This window comes from Corallococcus sp. bb12-1, assembly GCF_026626765.1.
GTDB lineage: Bacteria > Myxococcota > Myxococcia > Myxococcales > Myxococcaceae > Corallococcus > Corallococcus terminator.
Genome location: NZ_JAPNJZ010000001.1, coordinates 549812 through 574913, shown reverse-complemented (window position 1 = coordinate 574913; position 25102 = coordinate 549812). Strand labels below are relative to the sequence as shown.

Genomic DNA, 25102 nt, shown 5'->3' with positions numbered 1-25102 from the left:
AACGGCGACGATCCACCAAGGGACCCCCTTTGCACTTCCGTCTGGAAGGGGGCGGCCCTAGCCTTGCTCGCTGTGTCCCGGGTCCCTGGCCCACGCGCTCCCCCGTCGCGCACATGAACTCCACAGAAACCACTCCGGAACGTCCCCAGGAAGCCGCGCACACCCCGCGCGCGGCCATCCTGATGGTGGATGACCACCCGGCGAACCTGCTGGCCCTGGAGGCCATCCTGGAGCCGTTGGGCCAGGAGCTGGTGAAGGCCACCAGCGGCGAGGACGCCCTCAAGCAACTGCTCCAGCGCGACTTCGCGGTCATCCTGATGGACGTGCAGATGCCGGGCCTGGACGGGTTCCAGACGGCCGCGCTCATCAAGCAGCGCGAGCGCACGCGCACCATCCCCATCATCTTCCTCACCGCGCTCAGCCGCGACGCGGCCCACGTCTTCAAGGGCTACGCGCACGGCGCGGTGGACTACCTGCTCAAGCCCTTCGACCCGGAAATCCTCCGCTCGAAGGTCAGCGTCTTCGTGGACCTGTTCCTCAAGGAGCAGCAGCTCCAGCGCCAGGCGACGCTCCTGCGTCAGCGCGACCGGGAGATGCTGGAGCGTCAGGGCGCGCTGCGCTACCGGCGCCTCACGGAGTCGCTGCCCGAAATCATGTGGGCGGCGAGGGCGGATGGGGCGCTGACGTATGCCAACCGGGCCTGGCGTGACTACACCGGCCACCACGAGGGGTATGAGCTGTCGCTCGCCACCTTCCTGCAGGACGTGCACCCGACGGACCGCGAGCGGATGAGCGGCGTATGGGGCGAAGCGCTGGAGCGCGTGCAGGGCAGCGCGAACGAGTTCCGCCTGCGGCGCAAGGACGGCGTCTACCGCTGGCACCTGGCGCGGGCGGTGCCGGAGCACGACGAGCACGGGGCGCTGGTGGGCTGGCTGGCCATCGCGACGGACATCGACGACAAGCGCCGCGCGGAGGAGACGCTGGGGCGCTTCAAGACGACGCTGGACGCGACGCTGGACTGCGTCCTGATGTTCTCCCCGGACACGCTCACGCTCGCGTACGCGAACGCGGGCGCGGCCAAGCAGTTGAACGCCAGCGTGGATGAGCTGGTGGGCCTGTCGGTGCTGGAGGTGGAGAGCGCCTTCGACGAGACGGGCTTCCGCAAGCTGCTGGCGCCGCTGATGTCCGGCACGCTGCCGTCGCAGACCTACTCCACCAACCACCGCCGCCGCGACGGCTCCGAGGTCCCGGTGGAGGTGGTGCTCCAGTACGTGGCGGAGGGTGAAGGCCCGGGCCGCTTCATCTCCGTGGCGCGCGACATCACCGAGCGTCAGCGCGCGGAGACGGCGCTGCGGTTGGCGAGCGAGGCGAAGGACGCGTTCCTCGCCGCCGCGAGCCACGAACTGCGCACGCCGCTGGCTGCGGCGAAGGGGCACGCGCACCTGGCGCTGCTCAAGCTGGGAGGCCAGACGGAGGCCGGGCCCGGCAAGTCGTTGCAGATCATCAACCGGCAGATCGACCGCATGGCGAAGCTGGTGGAAGACCTGCTGGACATCAGCCGGTTGCAGGCGGGACGGCTGTCATTGGAGCTGGAGCCGTTTGATTTGTCGCAGCTGGTGCTGGAGACGCGGGACCGGATGGCGGTGCTGTCGCAGACGCACGAGCTGAAGGTGGAGGTCCCCGAGCACCTGGAAGGCACGTGGGACCGGGGGCGGTTGGACCAGGTGCTGACGAACCTCTTGTCCAACGCCATCCGCTACTCGCCCGAGGGCGGGGTGGTGTTGGTGCGCGTGGTGGCGGAGGGCGACAGCGGCGTGCACCTGTCCGTGAAGGACCAGGGCGTGGGCATCCCCAGCGAGAAGCAGCGGCTCATCTTCGAGCGCTTCGGCCGCGCGCACGGCAGCAAGTACGGCGGGCTGGGGCTGGGGCTCACCATCAGCCAGGGCATCGTGGAGCAGCACGGCGGCCGCATCTGGGCGGAGTCGGTCGGCACCATCGGCCAGGGCTCCACCTTCAACGTCTGGCTGCCCCGCCGCACGGAAGCGCAGTCGGCGACGCCGACGGACGTGTCGCGCACCCCGAGCTGAAGGGACGCGACGGCGCGCCCCGGTGGGACGCGGCTGCGTTCGAGGAGGACGCAGCCGGAGCCCGGATGGGACAGGGCGCCTGGGGCGTGGGCGCGGCACGGCCCGTGCTCTGGTGGGGCGCAGGAGGCTTCATGGCCACGCGCCCCAACATCCTCGTCTTGACGGTCGATCAGCTCCAGTTCCCCCGGTTCGCCTATGGCCCTGACGGCGGCTTCCTGCCGGGCATCAAGGACATCCTGGGCTTCGTGGACGAAGGGGGGGAGGACAACCCCTTCCGGAAGTTCTTCCCCGGCTTCGCGGCGCTCCAGAAGAACGCGGCGGTGTTCCGCAACCACACCATCGCGGCCTCGGCCTGCACGCCGAGCCGGTCGGTCATCTACACGGGGCAGTACGGCACGCGCACGGGGGTGACGCAGACAGACGGCCTGTTCAAGAGCGGCGATGCGGCGGCCTTCCCGTGGCTCGCGGCGGACGGGATTCCGACGCTGGGGCACTGGTTCCAGAAGGCCGGGTACCACACGCACTACTTCGGCAAATGGCACGTGAGCAATCCGCCGGAGCACTCGCTGAAGCGGTACGGCTTCGAGGACTGGGAGCTGTCGTATCCGGAGCCGCACGGGGCCTCCGTCAACAACCTGGGGGCCTTCCGAGACATCGGCTTCGCGGACCTCGCGTGTGACTTCCTGCGCCGGATGGCGTTGGGACAGCCCTACAACCGGGCGCTGGCGAACCAGTCCTATTCCGCGCCCCGGGCGGCGCCTCCGGATGGGGAAGCGCAGCCGTGGCTCGCGGTCGCGTCGTTCACGAACCCCCACGACATCGCGACGTATCCCATCCTGCCGAGGCAGTTGGATCCGGACTCCACCAAGCTGCGGCCCCTGAATGTTCCGGCCGTGACCTCATGGTCCACCACGCCCGTGGGGGGCACCTTCACGATGCCGCTGAATCCGCGCGGGTTCCCGCAGGAGAACGCGCACGTGCCGACGAACCTGCGCGACACCCTGGCGAACAAGCCGAGCTGCCAGCGGGACTACGCCTACAAGGTGGGCCTAGCGCTCGCGTCGAAGACGGGGCTGACGCTGCACCAGGCGAACGAGAGCATCGACCCGGTGCAGGTCACCCTCAACTCGGGCATCCCCTTCCAGCTCACGGCGGACCCGGAAGAGGCGGCGCTGCGCTTCCAGCAGTACTACGCGTGGTTGATCCACCTGGTGGATGGGCACATCGCGCGCGTGCTCCAGACGCTCGATGACACGGGCCTCCGGAAGAACACCCTGGTGGTGTTCCTCTCCGACCACGGTGAATACGGCGCGGCCCACGGCTACTTGATGGAGAAGTGGCACGCGTCCTACCAGGAGGCGCTGCACGTGCCGCTGGTAGTGCAGTTTTCGGAGGAGCAGCCGACGCGGCAGATTGAAGCGCTCACGAGCCATGTGGACATCGTGCCCACGCTGTTGGGATTGGCGGGCATTCCGCACGAGGAGGTCGCGGCGATCCGCACCGACCTGCGGCTGCACCGTCCGGTGCCCCCGTTCGTCGGCGCGGACCTGAGCCCGCTGGCGCGCGGTGAATCGCAGACGGTGATGGAGCCCAACGGCACGCCGCGCGAGGGCGTGCTCTTCATCACCGACGATGAAATCACGGAGCCGCTGCCGCGAACCGGGGACCCGCACCAGGTGCACGACGCGGCCCTGTTCTCGGTGTACACGCGCGCGGTGGACGCGCTGCGCGACGGGAGCACGCGGGCGGGTCATGTGCCCGGCTTGAAGCCCGGAGCGGTGTGCCAGCCGAACCACGTCCGCTGCGTGCGCACGCCGCGCTGGAAGCTGGCGCGCACGTTCGACCCCTCCGGGGAGCATGCGGACCAGTGGGAGCTCTATGACCTCCAGACCGACCCGCTGGAGATGGAGAACCTCGTCGTCTACGACGCGCCCTTCCCGACGCTGATTGAAGTGTTGCCCCAGGGGCTGCCCCGCGCGGAGGTGGAGGAGGCTGCGCGGGCGACGCATGCGCTGCTCGGGCGGTACGAAGAGGAGAAGCTGTTGCCCTGGCCGAAGGCGCTCTGAAGTCCTGGCGCTGGCGCCTCTAGGAGCGTGTCGGGGTAATCGGAAGAACCTATTTGAAAGGTAGGCAGAGGCGTGGTGCTCTTTGCCTACCCATGAGCAAGACCTTCCGCCCCTACGCGCCGGAGCAGTCGGAGTTGCTGCCGCCCTCGCCCCGAGAGTGGCTGCCAGCCGGGCACGTGGCGTACTTCATCCTGGACACGGTGGCGGAGCTGGACTTGAGGCCGCTGCTGGAGCGCTACGAGCGGGAGCTGCGGGGCTATCCGCCGCACCACCCGCGGATGATGGTGGGGCTGCTGCTGTACGGGTACTGCGTGGGGGTGGCCTCCTCGCGCAAGATTGAGAAGAAGACGTACGAGGACATCGCCTTCCGAGTCATCGCCGCGGGTCAGCACCCGGACCACAGCACGGTGAGTGAGTTCCGGCGCCAGCACCTGGACGTGCTGGCGGGGCTCTTCGTGCAGGTGCTGGCGCTCTGTCAGAAGGCGGGGCTGGTGCAGTTGGGGCACGTGGCGCTGGACGGCACCAAGCTGAAAGCCAACGCCAGCAAACATAAGGCGATGAGCTACGAGCGGATGCAGCAACGCGAGAAGGAGCTGGCCGAGAAGGTCGCGGCGCTGCTCAAGGCGGCCGAGGCGGCGGACGCGGCCGAGGATAAGCTCTACGGCAAGAAGAAGCGCGGAGACGAGCTCCCCGAGGAGCTCAAGCGAGCCGAGACGCGGCTGGCGCGCATCCGCGCCGCCAAGGCGGAGCTGGAGGCCGAGGCGAAGGCAGCCAGGGCGGCGCGGCAGGCCGAGAAGCAGCAGGCCGAGAAGCAGCAGGACGGAGACGACGAGCCGCCGAGTGGCCCGACACCGCTACCGGGCCACCAGGTGCAGAGCGAAGCAGACGGCACGCCCAAACCCAAGGCGCAGCGCAACTTCACCGACCCGGAGAGCCGAATCCAGAAGACGCAGCATGGCTTCATCCAGGGTTTCAACGCGCAGGCCGCCGTGGACGAGGCGCACCAAATCATCGTGGCCCAGGCACTCACCAACCAGCCGCCGGACGTTGAGCACTTCTTGCCGCTGCTGGAGCAGGTGGTGGAGAACTGCGGCCAGGTGCCCCAGGTGACGACGGCGGACGCGGGCTATTTCTCCGAGGAGAACCTCACGCGCGCGGCAAGCATGGGCATCACCGCGTACGTGGCCGTCGGGCGGCAAAAGCACGGAGTGCAGCCGCCCGCGGTGCGAGGACGAATGCCGCGCGAGCTGAGCGTCAAGGATTGGATGGCGCGTCGACTGAGGACGAAGGCAGGACGACAGGCGTACGCCCGACGCAAAGCGGTGGCGGAACCGCCCTTCGGCCAAATCAAACAGGCGCGAGGCTTCCGCCAACTGCTGCTGCGTGGGCTCAAGAAGGCGCGCGGCGAGTGGGCGCTTATCTGCCTCACCCACAACCTGCTGAAACTCCATAGGGCACAGGCCACCGTGTAGTGGCGGTGCCGCCGGCCCCAGACGGGCGAGGCGGCACCGATGCAGCAAGGAGCCTGTTACCCAGCTCCTTGCCCGTTACCCCAACACACTCCTAGCGACAGAGGCGCCGGAGCCAGGTGTATTCGTAGCGAGGGGGAAGGCCGGCGCGCTCCTGGTAGAGGAAGGGCTCCAGGCGGAGCGCCAGCGCCCGGTACTGGGGGGGGATGCCGCCCTGTTGGATGTCGATGGCTTCCGGCCACTCGCTCAAGGAGATGAGCAGGCGTTGGCTGTCCAGGGGGAGGAGGGAGACCTCCGGGAAGGGGAGGGCGCCCCGCAGGCCCTCGATGCCGCCGAGCTGTCCGAGCAGGGGTTGGCCCAGGAAGGTGAGCCAGGAGGCGCTCCGCGCGTGGGTGCCAATGGTCGCACTCGTATTGCTTACGTGGTCAAGGTCGAGGCCCAGGTAACGCTCGCGGAGCGAGTCGAGGAGGTCCCAGTCGCCCGCGCCCCAGTATCCGTGGGGTGCGACGATGGCAAAGCTGGCGTAGCCGAAGCTGAAGGGTAACTCCCACGCGAGCTTGAAGGCCAGGGCGCGCAGATGGTCCGGGCCATGCTCCAGCAGGTACTCGGTGGGGAACGTGAAGGACACCGCAGTGGCGGGGTCTCCGCCGTAAAACCCAACGGGCGCATCGAGCTTCTTGCCGTAATACTCGAACTGGTAGCCACCAGCCTCGCTCGGGCTCTCCGACAACTCCACGATCCAGGCGAGTCCCCAGATGCGTTCAAGCATCTTCTTGCGGATGTGCTCCCAGCCCTTGTTGTCGAGAGGGTCCATGTCACCCTCTTCTGAGACGTACCAGTTCAGTGTCTTGGGCGGGATGGCATGAAGAAAGGTTTCCAACGCTCGCCAGATGGCGGGAGCTACCTCCTTGTGGTCGCGGTGGATGAAGAATGACAGGACAACGCCATCACGCGCCGCGAGCGCGCCGCTCCTGGAACGAAGCTGAATGTGGGGAAATGGGTCGCTCACGGAGGATTCACTCCTGTTCCTGGTGAAACGAGCAGTGCTTTCCCGCCCAGTGCTTTTTCGTAGACGTTGCCTTGTTTCAAGCTCGCGTAGGGACTGCTCTCTCCATATTCGGCCCACTGCGGCGTATTTGTATCAGGGCAGGGGAACTTGAAGTCCAGGGTGAGCGCGGCCTTCAGCAGGTTGCGATCCGCGTGGAGGACGAGGTCCGGCTTGATGGTTCCCCGGAGCTCCTCGGTGCAGCCTCGGGCGATGATGCTCGCCTCCTTCTCCGGGCTGATGGTCTCCACGAACCCGGCATTCAGGTAGAAGCGATAGCGTTGCTCGATGCTGTACGGCGCGGGCCAGAGTTCGTCCAGGACCTCCCTGGCGCACTCCAGGGCGAGCACGTGTTTCTGCTGCCCCAACCGCATCGCACGGGTGATGGGCCTGCCGCATTCGTCCCAATCCACTCTCTCTCGACACTCTTCCCGTGTCGGGGGCCGCTTCTTGAAGAAGAGGGCATTGCCCTGCTCCTCGGCATGGGCGGCGCATGCCGCGAGGCGCTCCTCGAGTTCCCCCACGGCGTTGTGACTCTGCATCAGGGCCATGACGGCCGGGACGTATCGGAGCAGCGTGGAGGCCGCGACCCGGGTCGCGGCGGATGCGGCGAGCTGCTGGGCCAGGATGGCTGCGTGGTGGACGTGCGCGGTGGTGTGCGTATCGAGGCGATAGTCCCCAGGACTTGATCGCTGGGGACCACTGGCACATGCCGCGAGCAGTGCACTGGCCACCCAGAGGGGCGCGAACTTCCTGCTCAAGGTCCGGCATGCAGGTACGGGATCCCGGTTCATCGACGGACGGTACAGCGCCGCTTCGCGGCCATGTGAATCCAGTTTGAAGTGCTGCCCCAGGGGCTGCCCCGCGCGGAGGTGGAGGAGGCTGCGCGGGCGACGCATGCGCTGCTCGGGCGGTACGAAGAGGAGAAGCTGTCGCCCTGGCCGAAGGCGCTCTGAAGTCCTGGCGCTGGCGCCTCTAGCGACAGAGGCGCCGGAGCCAGGTGTATTCGTAGCGAGGGGGAAGGCCGGCGCGCTCCTGGTAGAGGAAGGGCTCCAGGCGGAGCGCCAGCGCCCGGTACTGGGGGGGGATGCCGCCCTGTTGGATGTCGATGGCTTCGGGCCACTCGCTCAAGGAGATGAGCAGGCGTTGGCTGTCCAGGGGGAGGAGTGAGACCTCCGGGAAGGGGAGGGTGCCCCGCAGGCCCTCGATGCCGCCGAGCTGTCCGAGCAGGGGTTGGCCCAGGAAGGTGAGCCAGGAAGCGCTCCGGGCGCGGGTGCCGATGGCCAGGCCGGTATCACTCACATTGTAGAGGTCCAGGCCCAGGTAGCGATCGCGGAGCGTGTCGAGAAGGTCCCAATCCGACGAACTCCATCGCCCTTGAGGAGCGATGATGGCGAGGCTGGCGTAGCCGAAGCTGAAGGGCAGCTCCCATGCCAGTTTGAAGGCCAGGGCGCGCAGGTGGTCCGGGCCGTGCTCCAGCAGGTACTCGGTGGGGAGCGTGAAGGACACCACGGTGGCGGGGGCACTTGGGTAGATCCCGGCGGGCTCGTCGATTCTCCGGCCGTAGTACTCGAAATGGTAGCCACCGGATTCGCTGGGACTCTCCGACAATTCGATACGCCAGGCGCCATTCCAGGGGCACTCCAGCATCAGCTTTCGATGGTGCTCATACCCTTTGTCATCGAACTCGACCATGTCGCCATCGTCCGCCACGTACCAGTTCAAGGTATTGGCGGGGATGGCCTGGAGATAGATCTGCAAGGCGCGCCAGACAGAGGCAGTCACTTCCCGATGGTTGCGGTGGATGTAGAAGGAGATCACGACTCCATCTCGAGCCACGAGCCGGCCGCTCCTGGAGCGCATTCGGATAGCGGGAACAATCTCTCTCACCGGGTCACCCCTTCCTTTGGCGAGATGAGCATGGCTTCTCCTCCCAGAGCCTCGTGGTAGAGGTTGCCCTGGTTCTTGCCGAAGTGGACGCTGTTCTTTCCATAGGTTGTCCACTGTGGCGGGTTGTCTTCAGGGCAGGGGAACTTGAAGTCCAGGGTGAGCGCGGCCTTCAGCAGGTTGCGATCCGCGTGGAGGACGAGGTCCGGCTTGATGGTTCCCCGGAGCTCCTCGGTGCAGCCTCGGGCGATGATGCTCGCCTCCTTCTCCGGGCTGATGGTCTCCACGAACCCGGCATTCAGGTAGAAGCGATAGCGCTGCTCGATGCTGTACGGCGCGGGCCAGAGTTCGTCCAGGACCTCCCTGGCGCACTCCAGGGCGAGCACGTGCTTCTGCTGCCCCAGCCGCATCGCACGGGTGATGGGCCTGCCGCATTCGTCCCAATCCACTCTCTCTCGACACTCTTCCCGTGTCGGGGACCGCTTGTTGAAGAAGAGGGAATTGCCCTGCTCGTCGGCATGGGCTGCGCATGCCGCGAGGCGCTCCTCGAGTTCCCCCACGGCGTTGTGACTCTGCATCAGGGCCATGACGGCCGGGACGTATCGGAGCAGCGTGGAGGCCGCGACCCGGGTCGCGGCGGATGCGGCGATCTGCTGGGCCAGGATGGCTGCGTGGTGGACGTGCGCGGTGGTGTGCGTATCGAGGCGATAGTCCCCAGGACTTGATCGCTGGGGACCACTGGCACATGCCGCGAGCAGTGCACTGGCCACCCAGAGGGGCGCGAACTTCCTGCTCAAGGTACGGGACCCGGGTTCATTCGCTGACGGTACCTCGTGGCTTCGCGGCGGTGTGAATCCAGTTCCGACGTGGCCCTCGTAAGGGCTCACGAACGCCCATTCGGCATACCCATCCAGGAACTTCATGCCCCTCGCCAGAAAGCATTCCAAGGTCCTCGCCGCGATCGCCGCCCTGCTCCTCTCCGCATGTGGAGGCAATGACAATCCGAAGCCTCCGCCGGACCCGGATCCGGATCCGCCGCCTCCCCAGATGGTGGGCGACGTCGTGGCGCTGACCGCGTCGGGCAAGGTCGTGTCCTTCAACCGTGCGGCACCAGCAGTCCTGGTGGGCTCCGCGACGGTGACGGGTCTTCCCGCAGGCGAATTGCTGTTGGGCATCGACTACCGTCCCGCGGACTCGCAGCTCTATGGCCTCACCAGCGGCGGCAAGATCGTCACCCTCGCTCCGGAGACCGGGGTCGCCACCCTGAAGTCCACACTGGCCGCCATGTCCGGTGACGACAACCCGTTCACCGCCCTGGGCGGCACGGACTTCGCCGTGGACTTCAACCCGGTTGCCGACCGCCTGCGTGTGGTCAGCAACACCGGGCAGAACCTGCGCATCAACGTCGATACCGGGGCCACCATCACCGATGGCACCATCAACGGTGGCAACAGCGGTACGCAGATCTCCGGCGGGGCCTATACCAACTCCTTCGCGGAGACCGTCAGCACCCGGCTCTTCGTGCTGGATGCCGCGACGGACACCGTCTACCTCCAGGACCCTCCGAACAACGGCACGCTCTCCACTCCCGCCACGCTGGGCGTGGATGCCTCGGCGGTGAATGGCTATGACATCGATGCGCGCACCAACATCGGCTATGCCGCGCTGACGGTCGGCGGCACGACGCGGCTCTACCGCATTGCTCCAGCGAACCTGACGGCTGCCGCCACGGAGGTGTCGGCCATCGGTGTGGACGAGCCCCTCAAGGGTCTGGCCCTGAAGCAGGCGGCCGGGCCCGTGGTCGTGGGCCTCACCGTGGACAATCAGCTCGTTCGGTTCGCGGCCTTGGCGCCGAACACGCTCCTGGCGACCGTGACGGTGTCGGGCGTACCGGCAGGGGAGAAGCTGTTCGGCATCGATGTGCGGCCGGCGGACCGGCTGCTGTATGCCCTTTCCTCCGCAGGCAAGCTCTACACGGTGGACGCGCAGACAGGCGTCGCCATCGCGAAGTCCACCCTGACGGCGGACGCCGCCGACACCACGGAGCCCTTCACCGGGTTGGCGGGGACGCACTTCGTCATCGACTTCAACCCGGTCGCTGACCGCCTGCGTGTGGTGAGCGACACCGGGCAGAACCTGCGCATCAATGTCGACACGGGGGCGACGACCACGGACGGTGCCATCAACCGCGCGCCCGTTGCTCCGGAAGTCTTCGGCGCGGCCTACACGAATAGTGTCGCGGGGGCCACGGCGACGACGCTGTTCGACCTGGAGCGCAACAGCAAGGTACTGGCCCGGCAGGATCCACCCAACAGCGGAACGCTGGTGGACGTGGGCCCACTGGGGGTGACGTGGTTCGGCGCGGCGGGATTCGACATCGCTGGCGGTGACAACGGATTGCCGCTGGTGGCGGGGTGCCCTACCGGCAGGGGTCCCAACTCCCTGTACCAGGTCAACCTGCTGACGGGCGCGGCCACGTTCTTCCCCCGGACCGCGACCACCGCGGAACAGGCGGCCATCGGTGGCGCCTCCGGGCCGGAGCTTCAGGACATCGCCATCATCTTCTGAGCGGGAGCCCAAGGGCGGGCCCGGTGCTCCGTGCCCGTCTGCTTCACTGGCTGAGACGCCGGATCCAGTGATAGAGGTAGCTGGCAGGCCAGTCGGGCCGCTTTTCGTAGAGGAAGGGCTCCAGCTTGAGCGCCAGCGCGCGGTACTGGGGCGGGATGCCGCCCTGCTGGATGTCGATGGCCTCGGGCCACTCGCTCAAGGTGATGAGCAGGCGTTGGCTGTCCAAGGGGAGGAGAACGACCTCGGGGAAGGGAAGGGCCTGTCTCAGGCCCTCGATGCCGCCGAGCTGGCCGAGCAGGGGTTGGCCCAGGAAGGTGAGCCAGGAGGCGCTCCGCGCGTGGGTGCCAATGACAGAACCGGTGCTCCTCACATCGTAGAGGTCCAGGCCCAGGTAGCGATCGCGGAGTGCGTGGAGGAGGTCCCAATCCGACGTGCGCCAGTAACCGTAGGATGCGACGACGGCGAGGCTCGCGTAACCGAAGCTGAAAGGCAGTTCCCACGCGAGTCTGAAGGCCAGGGCTCGCAGGTGGTCCGGGCCGTGCTCCAGCAGGTACTCAGTGGGAAATGTGAAGGACACCGCGGTGGCGGGTTTTTTCCAAAAGGGATCATCGAGTCGGCGCCCGTAGTACTCGAATTGGTAGCCACCGGCGATTTCGCCTTCGCCAGCATCCTCGGACAATTCGACGCTACAGCCGAGGTTCCAAGGCCGCTCAAGCATCCTCTTGCGGATGACCTCCCACCCGTTGTCATCAAGTGCAAGGGTGTCTCCATCGTCCGCGTCGTACCAGTTCAGCGACTTCGGTGGGACGGCACGAAGGTAGGTTTGCATGGCGCGCCATACTGTGGCGAACACCTCTTCGTGGTTTCGATGCATGAAGAAGGTGAGAACGACACCGTCACGGGCCAGGGGGAAGTCGCCGTTCGACCGCAGTCGGATGACCGGAAGGGGCTTTCTCATGGCTGCACTACGATTTCTCGTGGCGAGATCATCATCGCTTGCCCACCCAAAGCCTCTTTGTAGACCTCCCCCTGATTCTTGCCTGAATGGGGGCTGCTGGCTCCATAGGGTGCCCACCGAGGCTGATTGGACTCAGGACAGGGGAACTTGAAGTCCGGGGTGAGAGCTGCTTTCAGCAGGTTGCGATCCGCATGGAGGACGATGTCTGGTTTGATGCTTCCCCAGAGTTGCTCGGTGCATCCCTGGGCGATGATGCTCGCCTCCTTCTCGGTACTGACGGTCTCCACGAACCCGGCATTCGGGTAGAAGCGATGGCGCTGCTCGATGCTGAACGGCGCGGGCCACAGCTCCTCCAGAACCTCCCGTGCGCACTCCAGGGCGAGCACGTGCTTCTGCTGTCCCAGCCGCATGGCCCGGGTGATGGGCCTGCCGCATTCGTCCTGGTCCAGTTCCTGGAGGCACTCCGCACGCGTCGGTGCGCGGTTGTTGAAGAAGAGGGCGTTGCCCCGGGCATCTGCCTGGACGGCGCACGCCTTGAGGCGCTCCTCGAGTTCCCCCGCCGCGTTGTGGTCCTGCATCAGGGCCAGCAGGACCGGTGCGTATTGGACGAGGATGGACGCCCCGGCCCGCGTGGCCCCCTGGGCGGCAATCCCCTGGGCCAGTGCGGTCGCGTGGCGGACGTTCCCGACGGTGTGCGTGTCCATGCGATAGGCGGAGCCGCTGGCGCAGGCGGTGAGCAGCAGTGCACATGCCGCCCCCAGGCACACGCGTTTCACGGGACTCGAGTCGGAAGGCACGGCGCGGACTCTATCCGGAGGCCACGCAACGGCCGGACCGAAAAGCCCCGTCAGCGCTTGCCGCGAGCCAGCAGTATCACCGAAAAGAGGATGGCTCCCATCGCGCCCCACGTCAGCGGGCCCAGCGTCTCTCCCGCGAACACCACGCCCAGCAACACCGCCACCGCTGGATTCACATACGCATAGCTGGTGGCCAACGCCGGCCTCGCGTGGCGCAACAGATACGCATACGCGCTGAACGCCACCAGCGAACCAAACAGCACCAGATACACGACCGACACCACCGCGCGCAGCGGCGGCGTGCCCACCATCCGCTCCCCCAACACGGCGCTCACGCCCAGCATCATCACGCCCGCGGTCAGCATCTGCGTCGCGGGCGTCATCAGCCCCGAAGGCATCGGCAGCCGCCGGCTCCACACCGAACCGAACGCCCAGCTCATCGGCGCCACCAGCAGCGCCACCGCCGCCGCGCCGCCCCCGCCCATGTCCCCGCCCAGGTTGAGCAGCGCCACGCCCGCGAAGCCCAGCACCAGCCCCGCCAGCTCCGCGCGCCCGGGCCGCTGTCCGAAGGCCGCGCCGAAGATGGCCGCCCACAACGGCATGCTGCCCACCACCAGCGCCGCCACGCCGGACGGCACCCCCAGGTTCTGCGCGAACACGATTCCGCCGTTGCCCATCACCAACAACAGGAAGCCCGTCGCCGCCCCCGCGCCCCACTGCCTTACCCCCGGCACCGGCTGGCCCCGCAGCCGCAACCCGACGAAGAGCAGCCCTCCCGCCACCAGGAACCGCAGGCCCGCCATCCGGAAGGGCGGAAAGCCCGTCAGCGCGAACCGCATCGCCAGGTAGGTGGACCCCCAGATGACGTAGAGCGCGAAGAGGCTGAACAGCAGCCAGCCCCGCTGGGGGGCCTGCTCAGGGGCTTCGGGCAGCGCGGCGGACGCCGGAGACGGCAGGCGCGACAGGGGGGCGGAGGAGGTGGACACGGCGGGGGCCTTCTAATGCCCGGCCCCACCCGGGGCGATGTGCGCTTTGCCGTACCTTCCAGGGCGGCCAGGGAACCAGCGCGACGCCTGCATGCCTGCGGAATGCGCCCCCTGGATTGAATGCCCCGAGCGTCCCTCTTAGAATTCTACAGGAAGCGCGGAGGCCGGAAGGTTCGGGCCGTCGACTACCGGAGTGTGAGCGGGAATGCCCGACGAGCTGGGTGAACGCGAGAAGGAAGTCCTCCGTGCCGTGGTGCAGGAGTACATCACCACGGGCGGCCCCGTCGGCAGTCAGCAACTGACGCGCCGCGGGGAGTTCGAGGTCTCCTCCGCCACGATGCGCAACGTCCTCGCCGACCTGGAGGCCCTGGGCTTCCTGGAGAAGCCCCACACCTCCGCCGGGCGCGTGCCCACCGACCGGGGCTACCGCTTCTACGTGGACACGCTGGTGAAGCTGCGCGACCCCGCGCCGCGCGACCGCGAGCTCATCCACGCGGGACTCGTGCACGAGTCCAACCTGGACGACATCCTGTCGGAGGCGAGCCGCGTGCTGCACTCGCTCACGCGCCACGCGGGCGTCGTCCTCACGCCCCGCCCCGATGCCGCCAGGTTCCAGCGCATCGAATTCCTGCGCCTGCGCGAGGACCGCGTCCTCGCCATCCTCGTCGGCCAGAACGGCCAGGTGCACAACAAGGCCCTCACCGTGGACTTCCCGGTGACCTCCGACGAGCTGGTCAAGGCCAGCAACTACCTGTCCGAACTGCTCCACCAGGTGCCGCTCGAAGAGGCGCGCGAGCGCATCCGCGCGGAGATGGATCAGGACCAGGCCCTCTACAACGCGCTGACCGCCAAGGCCCTCAAGCTGGGCGCGGCCGCCACCGACCTCCAGACGTCGGAGCGCGTGCTCATCGAAGGCACCGGGTCGTTCCTGGAGCAGCCGGAGTTCGCGGACGTGGAGCGCATCCGCGCGCTGTTCCGCGCCCTGGATGAGAAGCACAAGCTGCTCCACCTCCTGGACCGCGTGCAGCGCACCAAGGAGATGCACGTCTTCATCGGCGCGGAGAGCGAGTTCTCCGCCGCCGGTGACGTCACCGTCATCGCCAGCCCCTATGGGACGGCGGAAGCGGTGCTGGGCACGGTGGGCGTCATCGGGCCCACGCGCATGGACTACCGGCGCGTGATTCCCCTGGTGAACTTCACCGCGCAGGTGCTCTCCAGCGTGCTGGAGAAGGTGTAGCCCCAGGCGGTTACTCGGGCGCGGGCGCGTAGACGCGCAGCGCGGCCGAGGCCACTTCGAAGCGCATGGGCGTCATGCCCACGTTCTCGCCGTCCGCGTTCACCTCCATCGGAGGGTCCGTCTCCACGGTGAGGCGGGCGGTGTCCAGGTGCACGACGGACTCGTGCTCCAGGTGGCCGCCGCTGCGCATGCCCAGCGCCACGCGCGCCAGCGTGGCCACGTCCTGCAAATGGCCCAGGCCCGTGCGCTCGCCGCTGCCATCCGCCGCGGACGGCGCGGTGATGGCGTAGACGTGCAGCCGGCGGTCGTCCAGCGTCGCGTCCGGGGCCACCATGTTGCCCGCGCCGTGGTAGCGGCCGTTGCCCACCACGAGCTGGAGCGCGTCCAGCTCCAGCGTCCTGCCTTCCGCCTGGAGGCGGACGTGGAAGGGCTGCAACGTTCGCATCTCCGCGGCGGCGGCCATCGGGTACGCCAGCTTACCGGCGCGCTGCTTCAGCTCCTGCGTCAGCCGCTTCGCGATGGCGGTGGTGAGCCCCAGGCTGGCGGCGTTAAGGAAGGGGCGGCCGTTGACGAGCCCCACGTCCACGCGCGCCGTGTAGCCCCCCACGATGACGTCGCACGCGGCCTCGATGGTGTCCGGGATGCCCAGGGAGCGCGCGAAGTCGTTGCCGGTGCCCAGAGGCACCACGCCCAGCGTGACGTCGCGATTCATCAACACCTGCGCCGCGCAGCTGATGGTGCCGTCGCCTCCTCCCACGAGGATGCGCCGGGCACCCGAAGCGATGGCCTCCTCGAGCACCGAGCGCAGGCGCTTGGGCTTGGACAGGGCATGCGCGGCGACGAGGGGAATGCCCCGCGCGGTCAGCAGCGCCCGGGCCTCCTCGAAGGCCAGGAGCCCCGAACGGGAGCGCGTGTTGACCACCAGGACCGCGGGACCCTCGTCCAGGTGCCGGAGTCGGGGGGGCGCATTGAGTGCGGGTTCCAGGTGCGACCTCTGCTTTCTGTGCCGGCCACCAACCTGCGCACGACCGGACAGCTGCACCAGTCGTGCCCCAGAGAAAAGGGCAGTGCGCTGTCCATTCCCGATCCGCGCACGGCGGAAGGTTCCTGGGGTGGACAGGGGTAGGGGGCCGCCGGGTTCCCTGCCCGAACGGACATGGCCACCCTTGCCGCGACGCGGACTTCTCATCAGGGGCCGCGCCGGAACCGTTTCCAGGAGGGTGATGCATGGCACGTGGAAGCAAGGCGAAATACTCGGACAAACAGAAGCGCATGGCCGAACACATCGAAGAGGGCTACGAGGACAAGGGCGCCGGCGAGAAGACCTCCGAGGCCCGCGCGTGGGCCACCGTCAACAAGCTCACCGGCGGTGGGATGAAGGGCGGCTCCGGCAGCAAGGCGAAGGTGGCCCGCAGCCGTCCCGCAGCCCGCAAGAACGCGCGCAAGGCGGGGCGCATCGGTGGCAAGCGCCGCGCGGCGGCCGCGAAGAAGACCTCCACCTCCAGCCGTCGCAAGGCCACGCCCACGCGGGCGAAGCGCGTCACCACGGGTCGCAAGGCCACGCGCACGGGCACCGCCGGCAAGCGCTCCACGGCGCGCAAGAGCCCCGCGCGCAAGAGCACGGCCCGCAGGAGTCCTGCTCGCAAGAGCACGGTCCGTTCGCGCACGACGAAGCGCGGCGGCTCCCGCAAGTAGCGCGTCGGGCCGGTGCTTGCCGGTGGCCAGGAACGTGGCCACCGGATGCACGGGCTACCGCTTCAGCGCGACTCCTCGTCCTTGGAGGAGTCCCGCGACGGCGCGTCCCACGGCCAGCCCTCGGGGTCCTGCTCCAGGCGGCGCAGCAGCTCCGCGGGGTCCTTCACCAGCGTGCGGCACCCGGCCGTGAGCAGGTTGTCCTTGCCGAAGCCGCCGCACAGCATGCCCACCGTGCCCAGGCGCAGCTTGCTGGCCGCGATGGCGTCGTAGGGCGTGTCGCCCACCACCGCCACCGTGGCGGGGTCCGGCTTGCCCAGCTTCGACATGGCCACCTCGAAGATGTCCGGGTGGGGCTTGCTCTTGTCGGACTCGTCCGAGGTCGTCTTCGCCTCGAAGAGGCCGTCGATGCCGCACAGCTCCACGTAGCGCTTGAGCTCGTCGTCCTTCGCGCTGGAGGCCAGCGCCACCTTGCGGTCGCGCTTGCGCAGGAGCTGGAACAGCTCCTTCACGCGCGGGAAGGGGCGCACCTTGGGCAGGAACTCGCGCTTGTAGAGCGCGGAGCGGTACTCCTCCAGGTCCTTGCCGAAGCGCTCCAGCTCCTCGTCGTTGAAGAACACGGGCAGGAGCTGATCCGCGCCCTTGCCAATCTGGCTGCGGACGTGGGCGAAGGGGATGTCCCGACCGAATTCGATGAACGACCTGCGCCAGGCCTCGGCGTGCTCGTCCACCGAGTCCATCAGCGTTCCGTCCACGTCGAAGATGACGTTAGCGACCATGCGCAGCACCCTCCGCCCTCAAAGGTGGCGATGGATGGCGGGCCGGTCAACCGCCCGTGGGTGACTTCGGTCCACTCTCCTGCGTTGCGCTGTCCACGAGTGTCCGGGTCTGCACGCTGTAACCGTCCGGCGCGGCGGGGGTGAAGGCATCGTTGGGCAGCGGCGCCTTCAGGTCCACACGCGACAGCACCGTCTCCCCCACCTGCAGGCCGCCCGCGTGGCGCGTGAGCTTGCGCGGCACGCACAGGCCCAGCTCCGCGTCGCAGTGCTCCTCCTCCATCCGCACCTCGGCTTCCGTGCCGTCGGGCGCACGCGTGCGCTTCGCGAGGAAGTCCAGCGTGGGCCAACGCAACACGTAGGTCACCACCACGCCCCCTCCCGCGTCGCCCTCCAGCGACATGGACAGCTCCACCGCCTCCTTCGCCTTCGGATGGGACACCGCTCGGCGCGCCTTCGTGCTGCGCAGGAGCAGCGGCGCGCGGAAGCCGTCCGGCACGAAGGGCGTGAAGATCTCCGTCAGGAAGGCCGACAGCTTCTCCGCGGAGACCTCCGAGGTGAACGTCGTGAACTGCTTTGTCGCCTCCACCTGTTCGTACAGGTGCTTGCCGTCCCAGGACACCGTGCGCGCCGGCTGCGTCACCGTGCCGCGCATCTTTTGCGGCGCGCGGTACGCGAACGTGAAGCCCGCGGACAGGCTGTCGCCTTCCTTCTGCGTGCCTTCCAACTGGTAGTTCAGGAGCTTCGCGTCGCGGGCGGCCAGCTTCTCGCGCACCTGCGCCATCAGCTCCGCGCTGTCCCCGCTTCCGGAGGAGGACGAACGGCACGCGAGGAGGCTCAGCAGGGGCAGCAGGAGGAGGGCGCGCATGGGCAAGGCTCCAAAATGAAAGAGGCCCCACTGTCGCCAGGGGGCCTCTTGGGTCTGCCCCGGTGAAGGGGCAGCAGGGACTACTTCACCGCCACGCCGGTCGCGGAGGAGCTGGTGATGCCGATGATGGTGCCGAACAGCGCGAAGATGCCGTGACGCGGCGTGGTGCTCGCCGACTTCAGGTCGATCTTCGAGGCGCCCATGGCCTTCGCCTCGCTGATGAGGAGCTTGTTCACGACCGTGTCCAGGTCGCTCTGCACGATGTCGATGATGTGGAAGATCGCCGTCAGGCCCAGCGCGTTACCCTGGATCACGGCCACGGCCTCGCCGTTGGCGGCGATCTCGGAACCGGAGACAACGGCGGACTCAACGCTGGTGCAGCCCACGAGGGAGGCGGCGGCAACGGCGGACAGGATGAGCTTCTTCATGGTTTTCTCCCCAACAGATGGTTGCTTGCACGGTGGCGGACCGCCCTGGACGGGCGCCCCGCCGTTTGATGGAACCCCAAGCGGCGCGGTTCGTACCAGAAGTCAACTTCAAGTCAAGGACCCGGGTCGGGGTAATCCGAGTTGTGTTCTACACTTCAACCGCAGGGCGGCCGGGGACAGGTCGCCCCTTTGGCGGACGTGAGGCATCTTCGCGCATGCACCCGGTTTCCGTTCCGCGTCCCGCAACCCCGCCCCGCGTGTGGCTGCACCTCCTGCTGTTCGTGGTGACGCTGGGGACGACGTTCCTCGCGTACCTGCTGCTCTTCGGGCGCTCATTTCCCTTCAGCGAAGCGGGGCTCCTGCCGGAGGACCGGATGCAGGCGATGGCCTTCAGCGCGTCGCTGCTCGGCATCCTGGGCTCGCACGAGATGGGGCACTACCTGCTGGCGCGGTGGCACAAGGTGGACACGTCGCTGCCGTACTTCATCCCACTGCCGGTGCCCGGGAGTCTGGGCACGCTGGGCGCGGTCATCCGGCTCAGGGGGCGCATCCCCACGCGCAACGCCCTGGTGGACATTGGCGCGGCGGGGCCGCTGGCGGGCCTGGTGGTGGCGCTGCCGCTGCTCTACTGGGGCCTCTTGCACTCCACGGTGGTGGACTCGCCGCCGGTACCTTCGACGTTCCCGGGTGACTCGTCGCTGTGGGTGCTGGGACAGAACCTGCTGCATTGGGCGATGGAGCGACTGACGAACGCGCCGCCCGTGGTGGAGGCCGTCATCACCCAGCGGCAGACGCTGTTCGGCGACAACCTCATCATGAAGGCGCTGACGTGGCTGGCGCTGGGCCCGGTGCCCGAGGGCAAGGACGTGGTGGTGCACCCGGTGGTCATCGCCGCGTGGTTCGGCCTGCTGGTGACGCTGCTCAACCTGCTGCCCGTGGGTCAGTTGGACGGCGGGCACCTGACGTTCGCGGTGTTCGGGCCGCGCGCCCGCACGCTGGGCAAGGGCGTGGCGTGGGTGCTGCTGTTCCTCACGGTGTTCGTGACCGCCTCGTGGGGCCTGTGGCTGGTGGTGGCGAGCAAGGTCGTGGGTTTCGGTCACCCGGAGGTGGTGGAGCCGCAAGAGCCCCTGAGTCCGCTGCGCAAGGTCATCTGCGCGCTGTGCTTGCTGGCGCTCATCGGTTGCGCGATGCCCGTCCCCCTGCGAGAGGTGCTGTCATGAAGTACCTGTGCGAGGGCTGCGAGCGGCTGGGCCCGGTGGAGTCCTTCCACGTCGAGGCCGGCCAGTTGTCCGTGACGTGCCGGGTGTGTGGCGCCCGGACCCTCGCGGGCCCATCCCAGGCCGCGTCCCCGCGTGCGTCACCGGGCCATGACGCGCCCCGGCCGGACGACGCGGTCCGCGGTGGGAGCGAAGGCGTCGCGGTGGCCGTGCCCGTGGAGGCGTCCTTCGCGTCCGCGCCGCCGGTGTCCACCCGGCCCAGCGTCACCGCGCTGCGCGTGGTGCGCTCCGACGCTCCGTCCGCGAGGTCCGTCCTCCCGGAAGGGGATCCGTTCCAGGCGCCGCCGGGCCACTGTCCCAAGTGCGTGGCGCCCATTCCCGAGGACGCGGGGGCCTGCGCGCAGTGCGGGCTCGTCTACGCCAACTTCCTGCCGGAGGAGCACCAGCCCTCCGAAGTGCTGGCCACGGAATGGCACGCGCTCATGCGGGAGTGGAACGACTGGGCCCCGCATGACCGCCTGCTGACGATGGCGATGGGCCGAGGGGAGCTGGCCGTGGTCGGCCGGCTGTACCGCCTGCGGCTGGCGCGGACCCCGGACGACTCCATGGCCCTGCGCGGTCGGGACGAGGTGATGCGGCGGGTGACGTCCGCGGTGCCGCTCGCGTCGGACGGCCCGTCGCCGGAGTTCGCGCGCAAGGTGAAGAACGTCGTGATGGGCGCGGTGCTGGTGGTGGCCCTGGTGCTGGTACTGATGCTCCTCCAGATGGTGCGCAGGTCCTTCGCCTAGGCAGGGCCGGGTTGGCGGGCTCGCGGGCTCGCGGGCCCGGTCACGAAGCGCTGGCCGGCCCGCTTCCCGGGCGGGCGGGGGACGCGGTGTGGAAGCGGTGGTCGGGAACGCGCGGAGGGCCGAGGGCGCTGTTATCCTGCGGGGCCGTTCGCCTCCCGTCCCTCCTGCCCCGGTAGAACGCCGTATGTCCGCGCCCGCGCCCCGTCCTCCCTCTGTCGACAGCCTGCTGGGTCCTGGCGGCGCGCTGGAGCAGGCGCTGCCCGCGTACGAGCACCGCCCGGAGCAGCTCCAGATGGCGCGCGCCGTGGAGCGGGCCTTCTCCGAGGGCAGCTACCTGCTGGCGGAGGCCGGCACGGGCACGGGCAAGACGCTGGCCTACCTGGTGCCAGCGCTCCTGTCGGGCCGCAAGGTGGTGGTGTCCACCGCGACGAAGACGCTGCAGGACCAGGTGTTCTTCAAGGACCTGCCGCTGCTCAGCGAGAAGCTGGGGCTCCAGTTCGAGGCGGCCTACCTCAAGGGGCGGGGCAACTACCTCTGCCTGCACCGCTACGAGTCCTTCGAGAAGGATCCGCAGTTCGTCTCGCGCGAGGAGGCGAAGCAGTGGCCGCTGCTCAGGCGGTGGGTGACGGAGACGGAGACGGGGGACCGGGCGGAGCTGGACCTGCCGGAGTCCTTCGCCACGTGGTCGCGGCTGTCCACCACGTCGGAGACGTGCCTGGGTTCGCGCTGCGGGCAGTACGAGACGTGCTTCGTCACGAAGATGCGCAAGCGCGCGGAGGTCGCGAACCTGCTGGTGGTGAACCACCACCTGTTCTTCGCGGACCTGGCGCTCAGGAGCTCCGGCAAGCGCACCGAAGGCGTGCTGCCCTTCTACGAGGCCGTCGTCTTCGACGAGGCGCACGCGCTGGAGGACGTGGCCAGCGGCCACTTCGGCTACAGCGTCTCCAACTACCGGCTGGAGGAGCTGTCGCGCGACGCGGTGGCGGCCCTGCCGGTGAAGGATGAGCGGCACGCGACGCTCGCGGCGCTGGCCCAGCGGGTGCGCTCACACGCGGACGCGCTGTTCCTCCAGGCCCCGCGCGCGCTGGGGTTCTCCAGCCAGGAGTCCACCGTCGCGCTGCGCCCGGAGACCATGGGCAAGCTGTCCGGCGCGCTGGAGCAGGTGCGCGAAGGTTTGTCCGCGCTGGCGTCCTTCGTAGGCGGCGAGCGCGAGGCGGAGCTGGCCGCCATCCACCGCCGCGCCGAGGAGATGGTGGAGCAGCTCACCTTCCTGGAGAAGGCGGAGTCCTCCGAACACGTGTACTGGGCGGAGGCGCGCGGCAAGGGCATCTTCCTGCGCGCCAACCCCATCGACGTGGCGAAGGAGCTGCGCGACCGGCTCTACGGCGCGCTGGACACGGTGGTGTTCACCTCCGCGACGCTCGCGGCGGATGGCCGCTTCGACTTCTTCGCCAAGCGCATGGGCATGTACGACGAGGAGGGGCAGCCGGTGACGCGCGTGCGCACGCTCGCGGTGCCCAGCCCGTTCGACTTCCCGCGCCAGTCCGCGCTGTACCTGCCCACGCACCTGCCGGACCCCAGCGCCCCGGGCTTCATCGAAGCGGCGGCGGAGGAGATCATCCAGTTGTGCGAGGTGACGGGCGGGCGCGCCTTCGTGCTCTTCACGTCGCTGCGCAACATGGTGCGCGCGTATGAACTCACCGCCACGCGGCTGCCCTATCAGGCGCTGCTCCAGGGTGAGCGGCCCAAGGCGCAGCTCCTGGAGTCCTTCCGGCAGACGCCCAGCGTGCTCTTCGCCGCGCACAGCTTCTGGGAGGGCGTGGACGTGCCCGGGGATGCGCTGAGCCTGGTCATCATCGACCGGCTCCCGTTCGCGTCGCCGGGGGACCCGCTGGTGGCCGCGCGCATCCGGCAGATTCAGGCGCGCGGCGAGGAGCCCTTCGACCAGTACCAGTTGCCGCAGGCGGCGCTGGCCCTGCGCCAGGGCTTCGGGCGGCTCATCCGCACGCAGGCGGACCGGGGCATCGTGGCGATGCTGGACCGCCGCATCGTGACCAAGGGCTACGGCCGCGTGTTCCTCTCCAGCCTTCCGCCCGCGAAGCGGATGGAGGACACGACGGAGCTGAGCCGCTGGTTCAATGGACCGGTACGCCCCGTTCCGCCTCTGAGAACCGTGCGTTGACGCCGTCGCGCAGGCGCAAGCCCACGCGCGCCTGGAAGGGTGGGGCGAGCGTGTCCACGCCCGCGCGGCCCGCGAGGTAGGACCGGTCGAACAGGTTCTCCACCGCCGCGAAGGCGGACACGTACCAGAAGAGGTGGCGGCACATGAACAGGTCCACGATGGCGGCCCCGCCCATGCCGCGCGTGTTGAGGTCGTCCTCGTACTGCGGGCCCACGACACGAAGCTGCGCGGTGGCGGTGAGGAGCGACGGCTCATCGAAGGTGACGCTGAGCGAGCCGCGATGCCTGGGGTCCTGCGGGAGCTGGCGGCCCACGAGCTCCGGCTGGCCGGGCGCTTCGGTGACGACGGGGTTCACGAAGGTATAGGCGGCAAGGAGCGTCCACTGGCGGGCGGGGCGCCAGTCCGTGCCCAGCTCCACGCCGCGCACGCGCGCCTGTCCCAGGTTCTGGCGCTGGCGGGTGGTGCCGTCGGGCAGGGGCGTGGCCAGGGTGACGTTGGTGACGGGCGCGTCGAGCACGTTCCAGAAGCCGGTGACGCGGCCGGTGATGCCGCCGGGGCCCACGGTCTCCACGCCGGCTTCGGTGCCCCAGAGGCGTTCGGCGCCCAGGTCCGGGTTGGCGGCGGTGAGGACGGTGCCCACCTGGAAGGGGCGGTAGAGCTCGTTGAGGGTGGGCGCGCGGAAGGCCCGGTAGACGGAGGCGCGCAGGGTGAGCCAGTCCAGCGGGCGCAGGCGCGCGGCGAGGCGCGGGCTGAGCTGGCTGGCGGTGCGGGGCGCGAAGTCGGTGGCGGTGGTGTCGCCATCCGCGCGGCGCTCCTGTCGAGAGCCGTCCTGGTTGCGCCACAGGTCCCAGCGCAGCGTGCCGGCGAACTCCAGCGCGGGGGACACGGTGTAGAGGTCCTGCACGAAGAGTCCGCCGGAGAGCTGGGTCCCCCGCGTGGTGCGCGCGAGGAGCGCCGTGGGCGTGGACGTGGCGGGGAAGAGCTGCTCCTCCGCGGTGCCGGCGGCGCGGCGGGCGTCCACCCCGGCTGCCAGCACGTGCGTTCCGCTGAGCGTCAGGTCGGGTCCGGTCCACACGAGCGAGCCGCCCTGGTCGTTGGCGGGCACGTCCTGGTGCGCGGAGAGGGACTCGGTGTTCCGGTCCGCGCTGACGCGGGCGCGGTCCTGGGCGAAGTCCTGGGTGCGGCCGTAGAGGCCCAGCTCGAAGGTGCCGGTGTCCTCCGTGCGCAGGCGGGCGCTGCCGGTGAACCACGCGAGGTCCACGCGGGCGACGGTGTAGCGGGTGCCTCCGTTCTGCGTCTCGCGGAACAGGCCGGCGCGGGCGCTGAGGAAGAGGTCGTCGGTGGCCCGCACCTCCACGCGTGCCTGCCCGGTGAAGTGCTGGGACGGGGTGTCGCCGTCGATGGCGCCGCGCTGGCCCTCGGGGACGATGCGGTAGCCATCGCTGGTGAGGCCCTCGGCTTCCAGCGAGATGCCCACGCGCTTCCAGCGGTCCGCGATGCGCGCGCCGAAGAAGCCGGTGCCCTGGTTGCCCACCGACAGGTCCGCGTCGATGGCGCCCCGGATGGGCTGGGAGATGAGCTGCACGACGCCGCCCAGCGCGGCGCTGCCGTAGAGCGCGGAGCCTCCGGTGGGGACGACCTCGATGCGGTCCAGGCCCAGCCGGGGCAGGGCGCGCCAGAACACCCAGCCTCCATAGGGGTCATTCACCGGCAGGCCGTCCAGCAGCACGAGTCCCCGCGCGACGCCGGAGGGCGCGAGCCCGCGCAGGTTGAGTCCCTGGGCGGTGGGATCCGCGACGAGGGACGGCGTGCGGCGGAAGGTGGCCGCGGAGGGCAGCGTGCGCACGAGCGCGTCCTGCGTGAGCGTGGGGCTGCGCTGGATTTCGTCGCGGGGAATCACCACCGTGGTGGCGGGCACGTCGCGCAGCGGGCGCGGCAGGCGCGTCGCCGTGACGACGGTCCGTGTCCCGCCGGGAGCGCTGGGTTCGCTCGGGGACACGATGCTGAAGTCCTCGGTGTCGGCGGGTGTGTCTGCTGCGTCGCCGTCCTGG

General features: G+C 68.9%; 21 protein-coding genes. 9 read left to right on the top strand and 12 right to left on the bottom strand.

What is annotated here, in order from left to right:
• Positions 1-113: 113 nt before the first annotated feature.
• The 3 genes from OV208_RS02370 (at position 114) to OV208_RS02360 (ending at position 5625) form a co-directional block, all read left to right on the top strand.
• On the top strand, positions 114-2087 hold the full coding sequence (locus tag OV208_RS02370; RefSeq protein ID WP_267572144.1) for a PAS domain S-box protein: 1974 nt from the start codon (positions 114-116) through the stop codon (positions 2085-2087).
• A 131-nt stretch (positions 2088-2218) separates the two neighbouring features.
• On the top strand, positions 2219-4153 hold the full coding sequence (locus OV208_RS02365; protein ID WP_267572143.1) for a sulfatase-like hydrolase/transferase: 1935 nt from the start codon (positions 2219-2221) through the stop codon (positions 4151-4153).
• A gap of 92 nt (positions 4154-4245) precedes the next feature.
• Complete coding sequence (locus OV208_RS02360; RefSeq protein ID WP_267572142.1) at positions 4246-5625, top strand: IS1182 family transposase; 1380 nt, start codon at positions 4246-4248, stop codon at positions 5623-5625.
• A 91-nt stretch (positions 5626-5716) separates the two neighbouring features.
• Here the strand turns inward: OV208_RS02360 and OV208_RS02355 are convergent, their stop codons facing one another.
• The 4 genes from OV208_RS02355 to OV208_RS02340 form a co-directional block, all read right to left on the bottom strand.
• Positions 5717-6631, bottom strand: a complete 915-nt coding sequence (locus tag OV208_RS02355) for a type VI immunity family protein (protein ID WP_324291331.1) — start codon at positions 6629-6631, stop codon at positions 5717-5719.
• A complete protein-coding gene (locus OV208_RS02350; RefSeq protein WP_267572140.1) occupies positions 6628-7428 on the bottom strand; it encodes a hypothetical protein in 801 nt (266 codons plus the stop codon). The genes OV208_RS02355 and OV208_RS02350 overlap by 4 nt, the downstream gene beginning before the upstream one ends.
• Positions 7429-7642: 214 nt before the next feature.
• Positions 7643-8506 carry a type VI immunity family protein gene (locus OV208_RS02345; protein WP_267572139.1) on the bottom strand — a complete coding sequence of 288 codons (864 nt, stop codon included), beginning with the start codon at positions 8504-8506 and terminating at the stop codon, positions 7643-7645.
• Between the two features lie 47 nt (positions 8507-8553).
• Complete coding sequence (locus OV208_RS02340) at positions 8554-9351, bottom strand: hypothetical protein (RefSeq protein ID WP_267572138.1); 798 nt, start codon at positions 9349-9351, stop codon at positions 8554-8556.
• Between the two features lie 124 nt (positions 9352-9475).
• Between OV208_RS02340 and OV208_RS02335 the strand changes: the two genes are divergently transcribed.
• Entirely contained in the window at positions 9476-11122 is a 1647-nt protein-coding gene (locus OV208_RS02335; protein WP_267572137.1) for a DUF4394 domain-containing protein, read from the top strand.
• A 43-nt stretch (positions 11123-11165) separates the two neighbouring features.
• Here the strand turns inward: OV208_RS02335 and OV208_RS02330 are convergent, their stop codons facing one another.
• From OV208_RS02330 to yedA, 3 genes are all read right to left on the bottom strand, one after another.
• Positions 11166-12080, bottom strand: coding sequence for a DUF3396 domain-containing protein (locus OV208_RS02330; protein WP_267572136.1), 915 nt, complete (start codon positions 12078-12080; stop codon positions 11166-11168).
• Positions 12077-12784: a hypothetical protein gene (locus OV208_RS02325; protein WP_267572135.1), complete on the bottom strand. Its 708-nt coding sequence runs from the start codon at positions 12782-12784 to the stop codon at positions 12077-12079. The genes OV208_RS02330 and OV208_RS02325 overlap by 4 nt, the downstream gene beginning before the upstream one ends.
• A gap of 143 nt (positions 12785-12927) precedes the next feature.
• Positions 12928-13863, bottom strand: a complete 936-nt coding sequence (yedA, locus tag OV208_RS02320) for a drug/metabolite exporter YedA (RefSeq protein ID WP_324291330.1) — start codon at positions 13861-13863, stop codon at positions 12928-12930.
• 205 nt (positions 13864-14068) lie between these two features.
• Here yedA and hrcA point away from each other — a divergent pair, with 205 nt between their 5' ends.
• Entirely contained in the window at positions 14069-15100 is a 1032-nt protein-coding gene (hrcA, locus tag OV208_RS02315; RefSeq protein WP_120541655.1) for a heat-inducible transcriptional repressor HrcA, read from the top strand.
• Positions 15101-15110: 10 nt separating this feature from the next.
• Here the strand turns inward: hrcA and OV208_RS02310 are convergent, their stop codons facing one another.
• Complete coding sequence (locus tag OV208_RS02310; RefSeq protein ID WP_267572134.1) at positions 15111-16022, bottom strand: lipid kinase; 912 nt, start codon at positions 16020-16022, stop codon at positions 15111-15113.
• 305 nt (positions 16023-16327) lie between these two features.
• On the opposite strand from OV208_RS02310, the gene OV208_RS02305 reads away from it, so the two are divergent.
• Positions 16328-16795 (top strand): transcriptional regulator, encoded by a 468-nt coding sequence (locus OV208_RS02305; RefSeq protein ID WP_267572133.1) that lies wholly within the window; start codon positions 16328-16330, stop codon positions 16793-16795.
• Between the two features lie 62 nt (positions 16796-16857).
• On the opposite strand, the gene OV208_RS02300 is transcribed toward OV208_RS02305, so the two are convergent.
• From OV208_RS02300 to OV208_RS02290, 3 genes are all read right to left on the bottom strand, one after another.
• Positions 16858-17571 carry an HAD family hydrolase gene (locus OV208_RS02300; protein ID WP_267572132.1) on the bottom strand — a complete coding sequence of 238 codons (714 nt, stop codon included), beginning with the start codon at positions 17569-17571 and terminating at the stop codon, positions 16858-16860.
• Positions 17572-17617: 46 nt separating this feature from the next.
• Positions 17618-18436, bottom strand: coding sequence for a hypothetical protein (locus tag OV208_RS02295; RefSeq protein ID WP_267572131.1), 819 nt, complete (start codon positions 18434-18436; stop codon positions 17618-17620).
• Between the two features lie 80 nt (positions 18437-18516).
• Positions 18517-18864 carry a hypothetical protein gene (locus tag OV208_RS02290; protein ID WP_120541651.1) on the bottom strand — a complete coding sequence of 116 codons (348 nt, stop codon included), beginning with the start codon at positions 18862-18864 and terminating at the stop codon, positions 18517-18519.
• 215 nt (positions 18865-19079) lie between these two features.
• Between OV208_RS02290 and OV208_RS02285 the strand changes: the two genes are divergently transcribed.
• The 3 genes from OV208_RS02285 to OV208_RS02275 all read left to right on the top strand — a co-directional run bounded on the left by OV208_RS02285 (position 19080) and on the right by OV208_RS02275 (position 23051).
• Positions 19080-20084 carry a site-2 protease family protein gene (locus OV208_RS02285; RefSeq protein WP_267572130.1) on the top strand — a complete coding sequence of 335 codons (1005 nt, stop codon included), beginning with the start codon at positions 19080-19082 and terminating at the stop codon, positions 20082-20084.
• Entirely contained in the window at positions 20081-20869 is a 789-nt protein-coding gene (locus OV208_RS02280; protein WP_267572129.1) for a hypothetical protein, read from the top strand. The genes OV208_RS02285 and OV208_RS02280 overlap by 4 nt, the downstream gene beginning before the upstream one ends.
• 184 nt (positions 20870-21053) lie before the next feature.
• A complete protein-coding gene (locus tag OV208_RS02275; protein WP_267572128.1) occupies positions 21054-23051 on the top strand; it encodes an ATP-dependent DNA helicase in 1998 nt (665 codons plus the stop codon).
• Here OV208_RS02275 and OV208_RS02270 read toward each other — a convergent pair.
• On the bottom strand, positions 23005-25050 hold the full coding sequence (locus OV208_RS02270; protein ID WP_267572127.1) for a TonB-dependent receptor plug domain-containing protein: 2046 nt from the start codon (positions 25048-25050) through the stop codon (positions 23005-23007). The two genes, OV208_RS02275 and OV208_RS02270, sit on opposite strands and share 47 nt — an antisense overlap.
• Positions 25051-25102 lie beyond the last annotated feature (52 nt).

Coding starts and splice junctions, on each gene's coding strand:
- OV208_RS02370 (WP_267572144.1), top strand. CDS start 114: ATGAACTCCACAGAAACCACTCCGGAACGTCCCCAGGAAGCCGCGCAC.
- OV208_RS02365 (WP_267572143.1), top strand. CDS start 2,219: ATGGCCACGCGCCCCAACATCCTCGTCTTGACGGTCGATCAGCTCCAG.
- OV208_RS02360 (WP_267572142.1), top strand. CDS start 4,246: ATGAGCAAGACCTTCCGCCCCTACGCGCCGGAGCAGTCGGAGTTGCTG.
- OV208_RS02335 (WP_267572137.1), top strand. CDS start 9,476: ATGCCCCTCGCCAGAAAGCATTCCAAGGTCCTCGCCGCGATCGCCGCC.
- OV208_RS02330 (WP_267572136.1), bottom strand. CDS start 12,080: ATGAGAAAGCCCCTTCCGGTCATCCGACTGCGGTCGAACGGCGACTTC.
- OV208_RS02325 (WP_267572135.1), bottom strand. CDS start 12,784: ATGGACACGCACACCGTCGGGAACGTCCGCCACGCGACCGCACTGGCC.
- hrcA (WP_120541655.1), top strand. CDS start 14,069: ATGCCCGACGAGCTGGGTGAACGCGAGAAGGAAGTCCTCCGTGCCGTG.
- OV208_RS02305 (WP_267572133.1), top strand. CDS start 16,328: ATGGCACGTGGAAGCAAGGCGAAATACTCGGACAAACAGAAGCGCATG.
- OV208_RS02300 (WP_267572132.1), bottom strand. CDS start 17,571: ATGGTCGCTAACGTCATCTTCGACGTGGACGGAACGCTGATGGACTCG.
- OV208_RS02295 (WP_267572131.1), bottom strand. CDS start 18,436: ATGCGCGCCCTCCTCCTGCTGCCCCTGCTGAGCCTCCTCGCGTGCCGT.
- OV208_RS02290 (WP_120541651.1), bottom strand. CDS start 18,864: ATGAAGAAGCTCATCCTGTCCGCCGTTGCCGCCGCCTCCCTCGTGGGC.
- OV208_RS02285 (WP_267572130.1), top strand. CDS start 19,080: ATGCACCCGGTTTCCGTTCCGCGTCCCGCAACCCCGCCCCGCGTGTGG.
- OV208_RS02280 (WP_267572129.1), top strand. CDS start 20,081: ATGAAGTACCTGTGCGAGGGCTGCGAGCGGCTGGGCCCGGTGGAGTCC.
- OV208_RS02275 (WP_267572128.1), top strand. CDS start 21,054: ATGTCCGCGCCCGCGCCCCGTCCTCCCTCTGTCGACAGCCTGCTGGGT.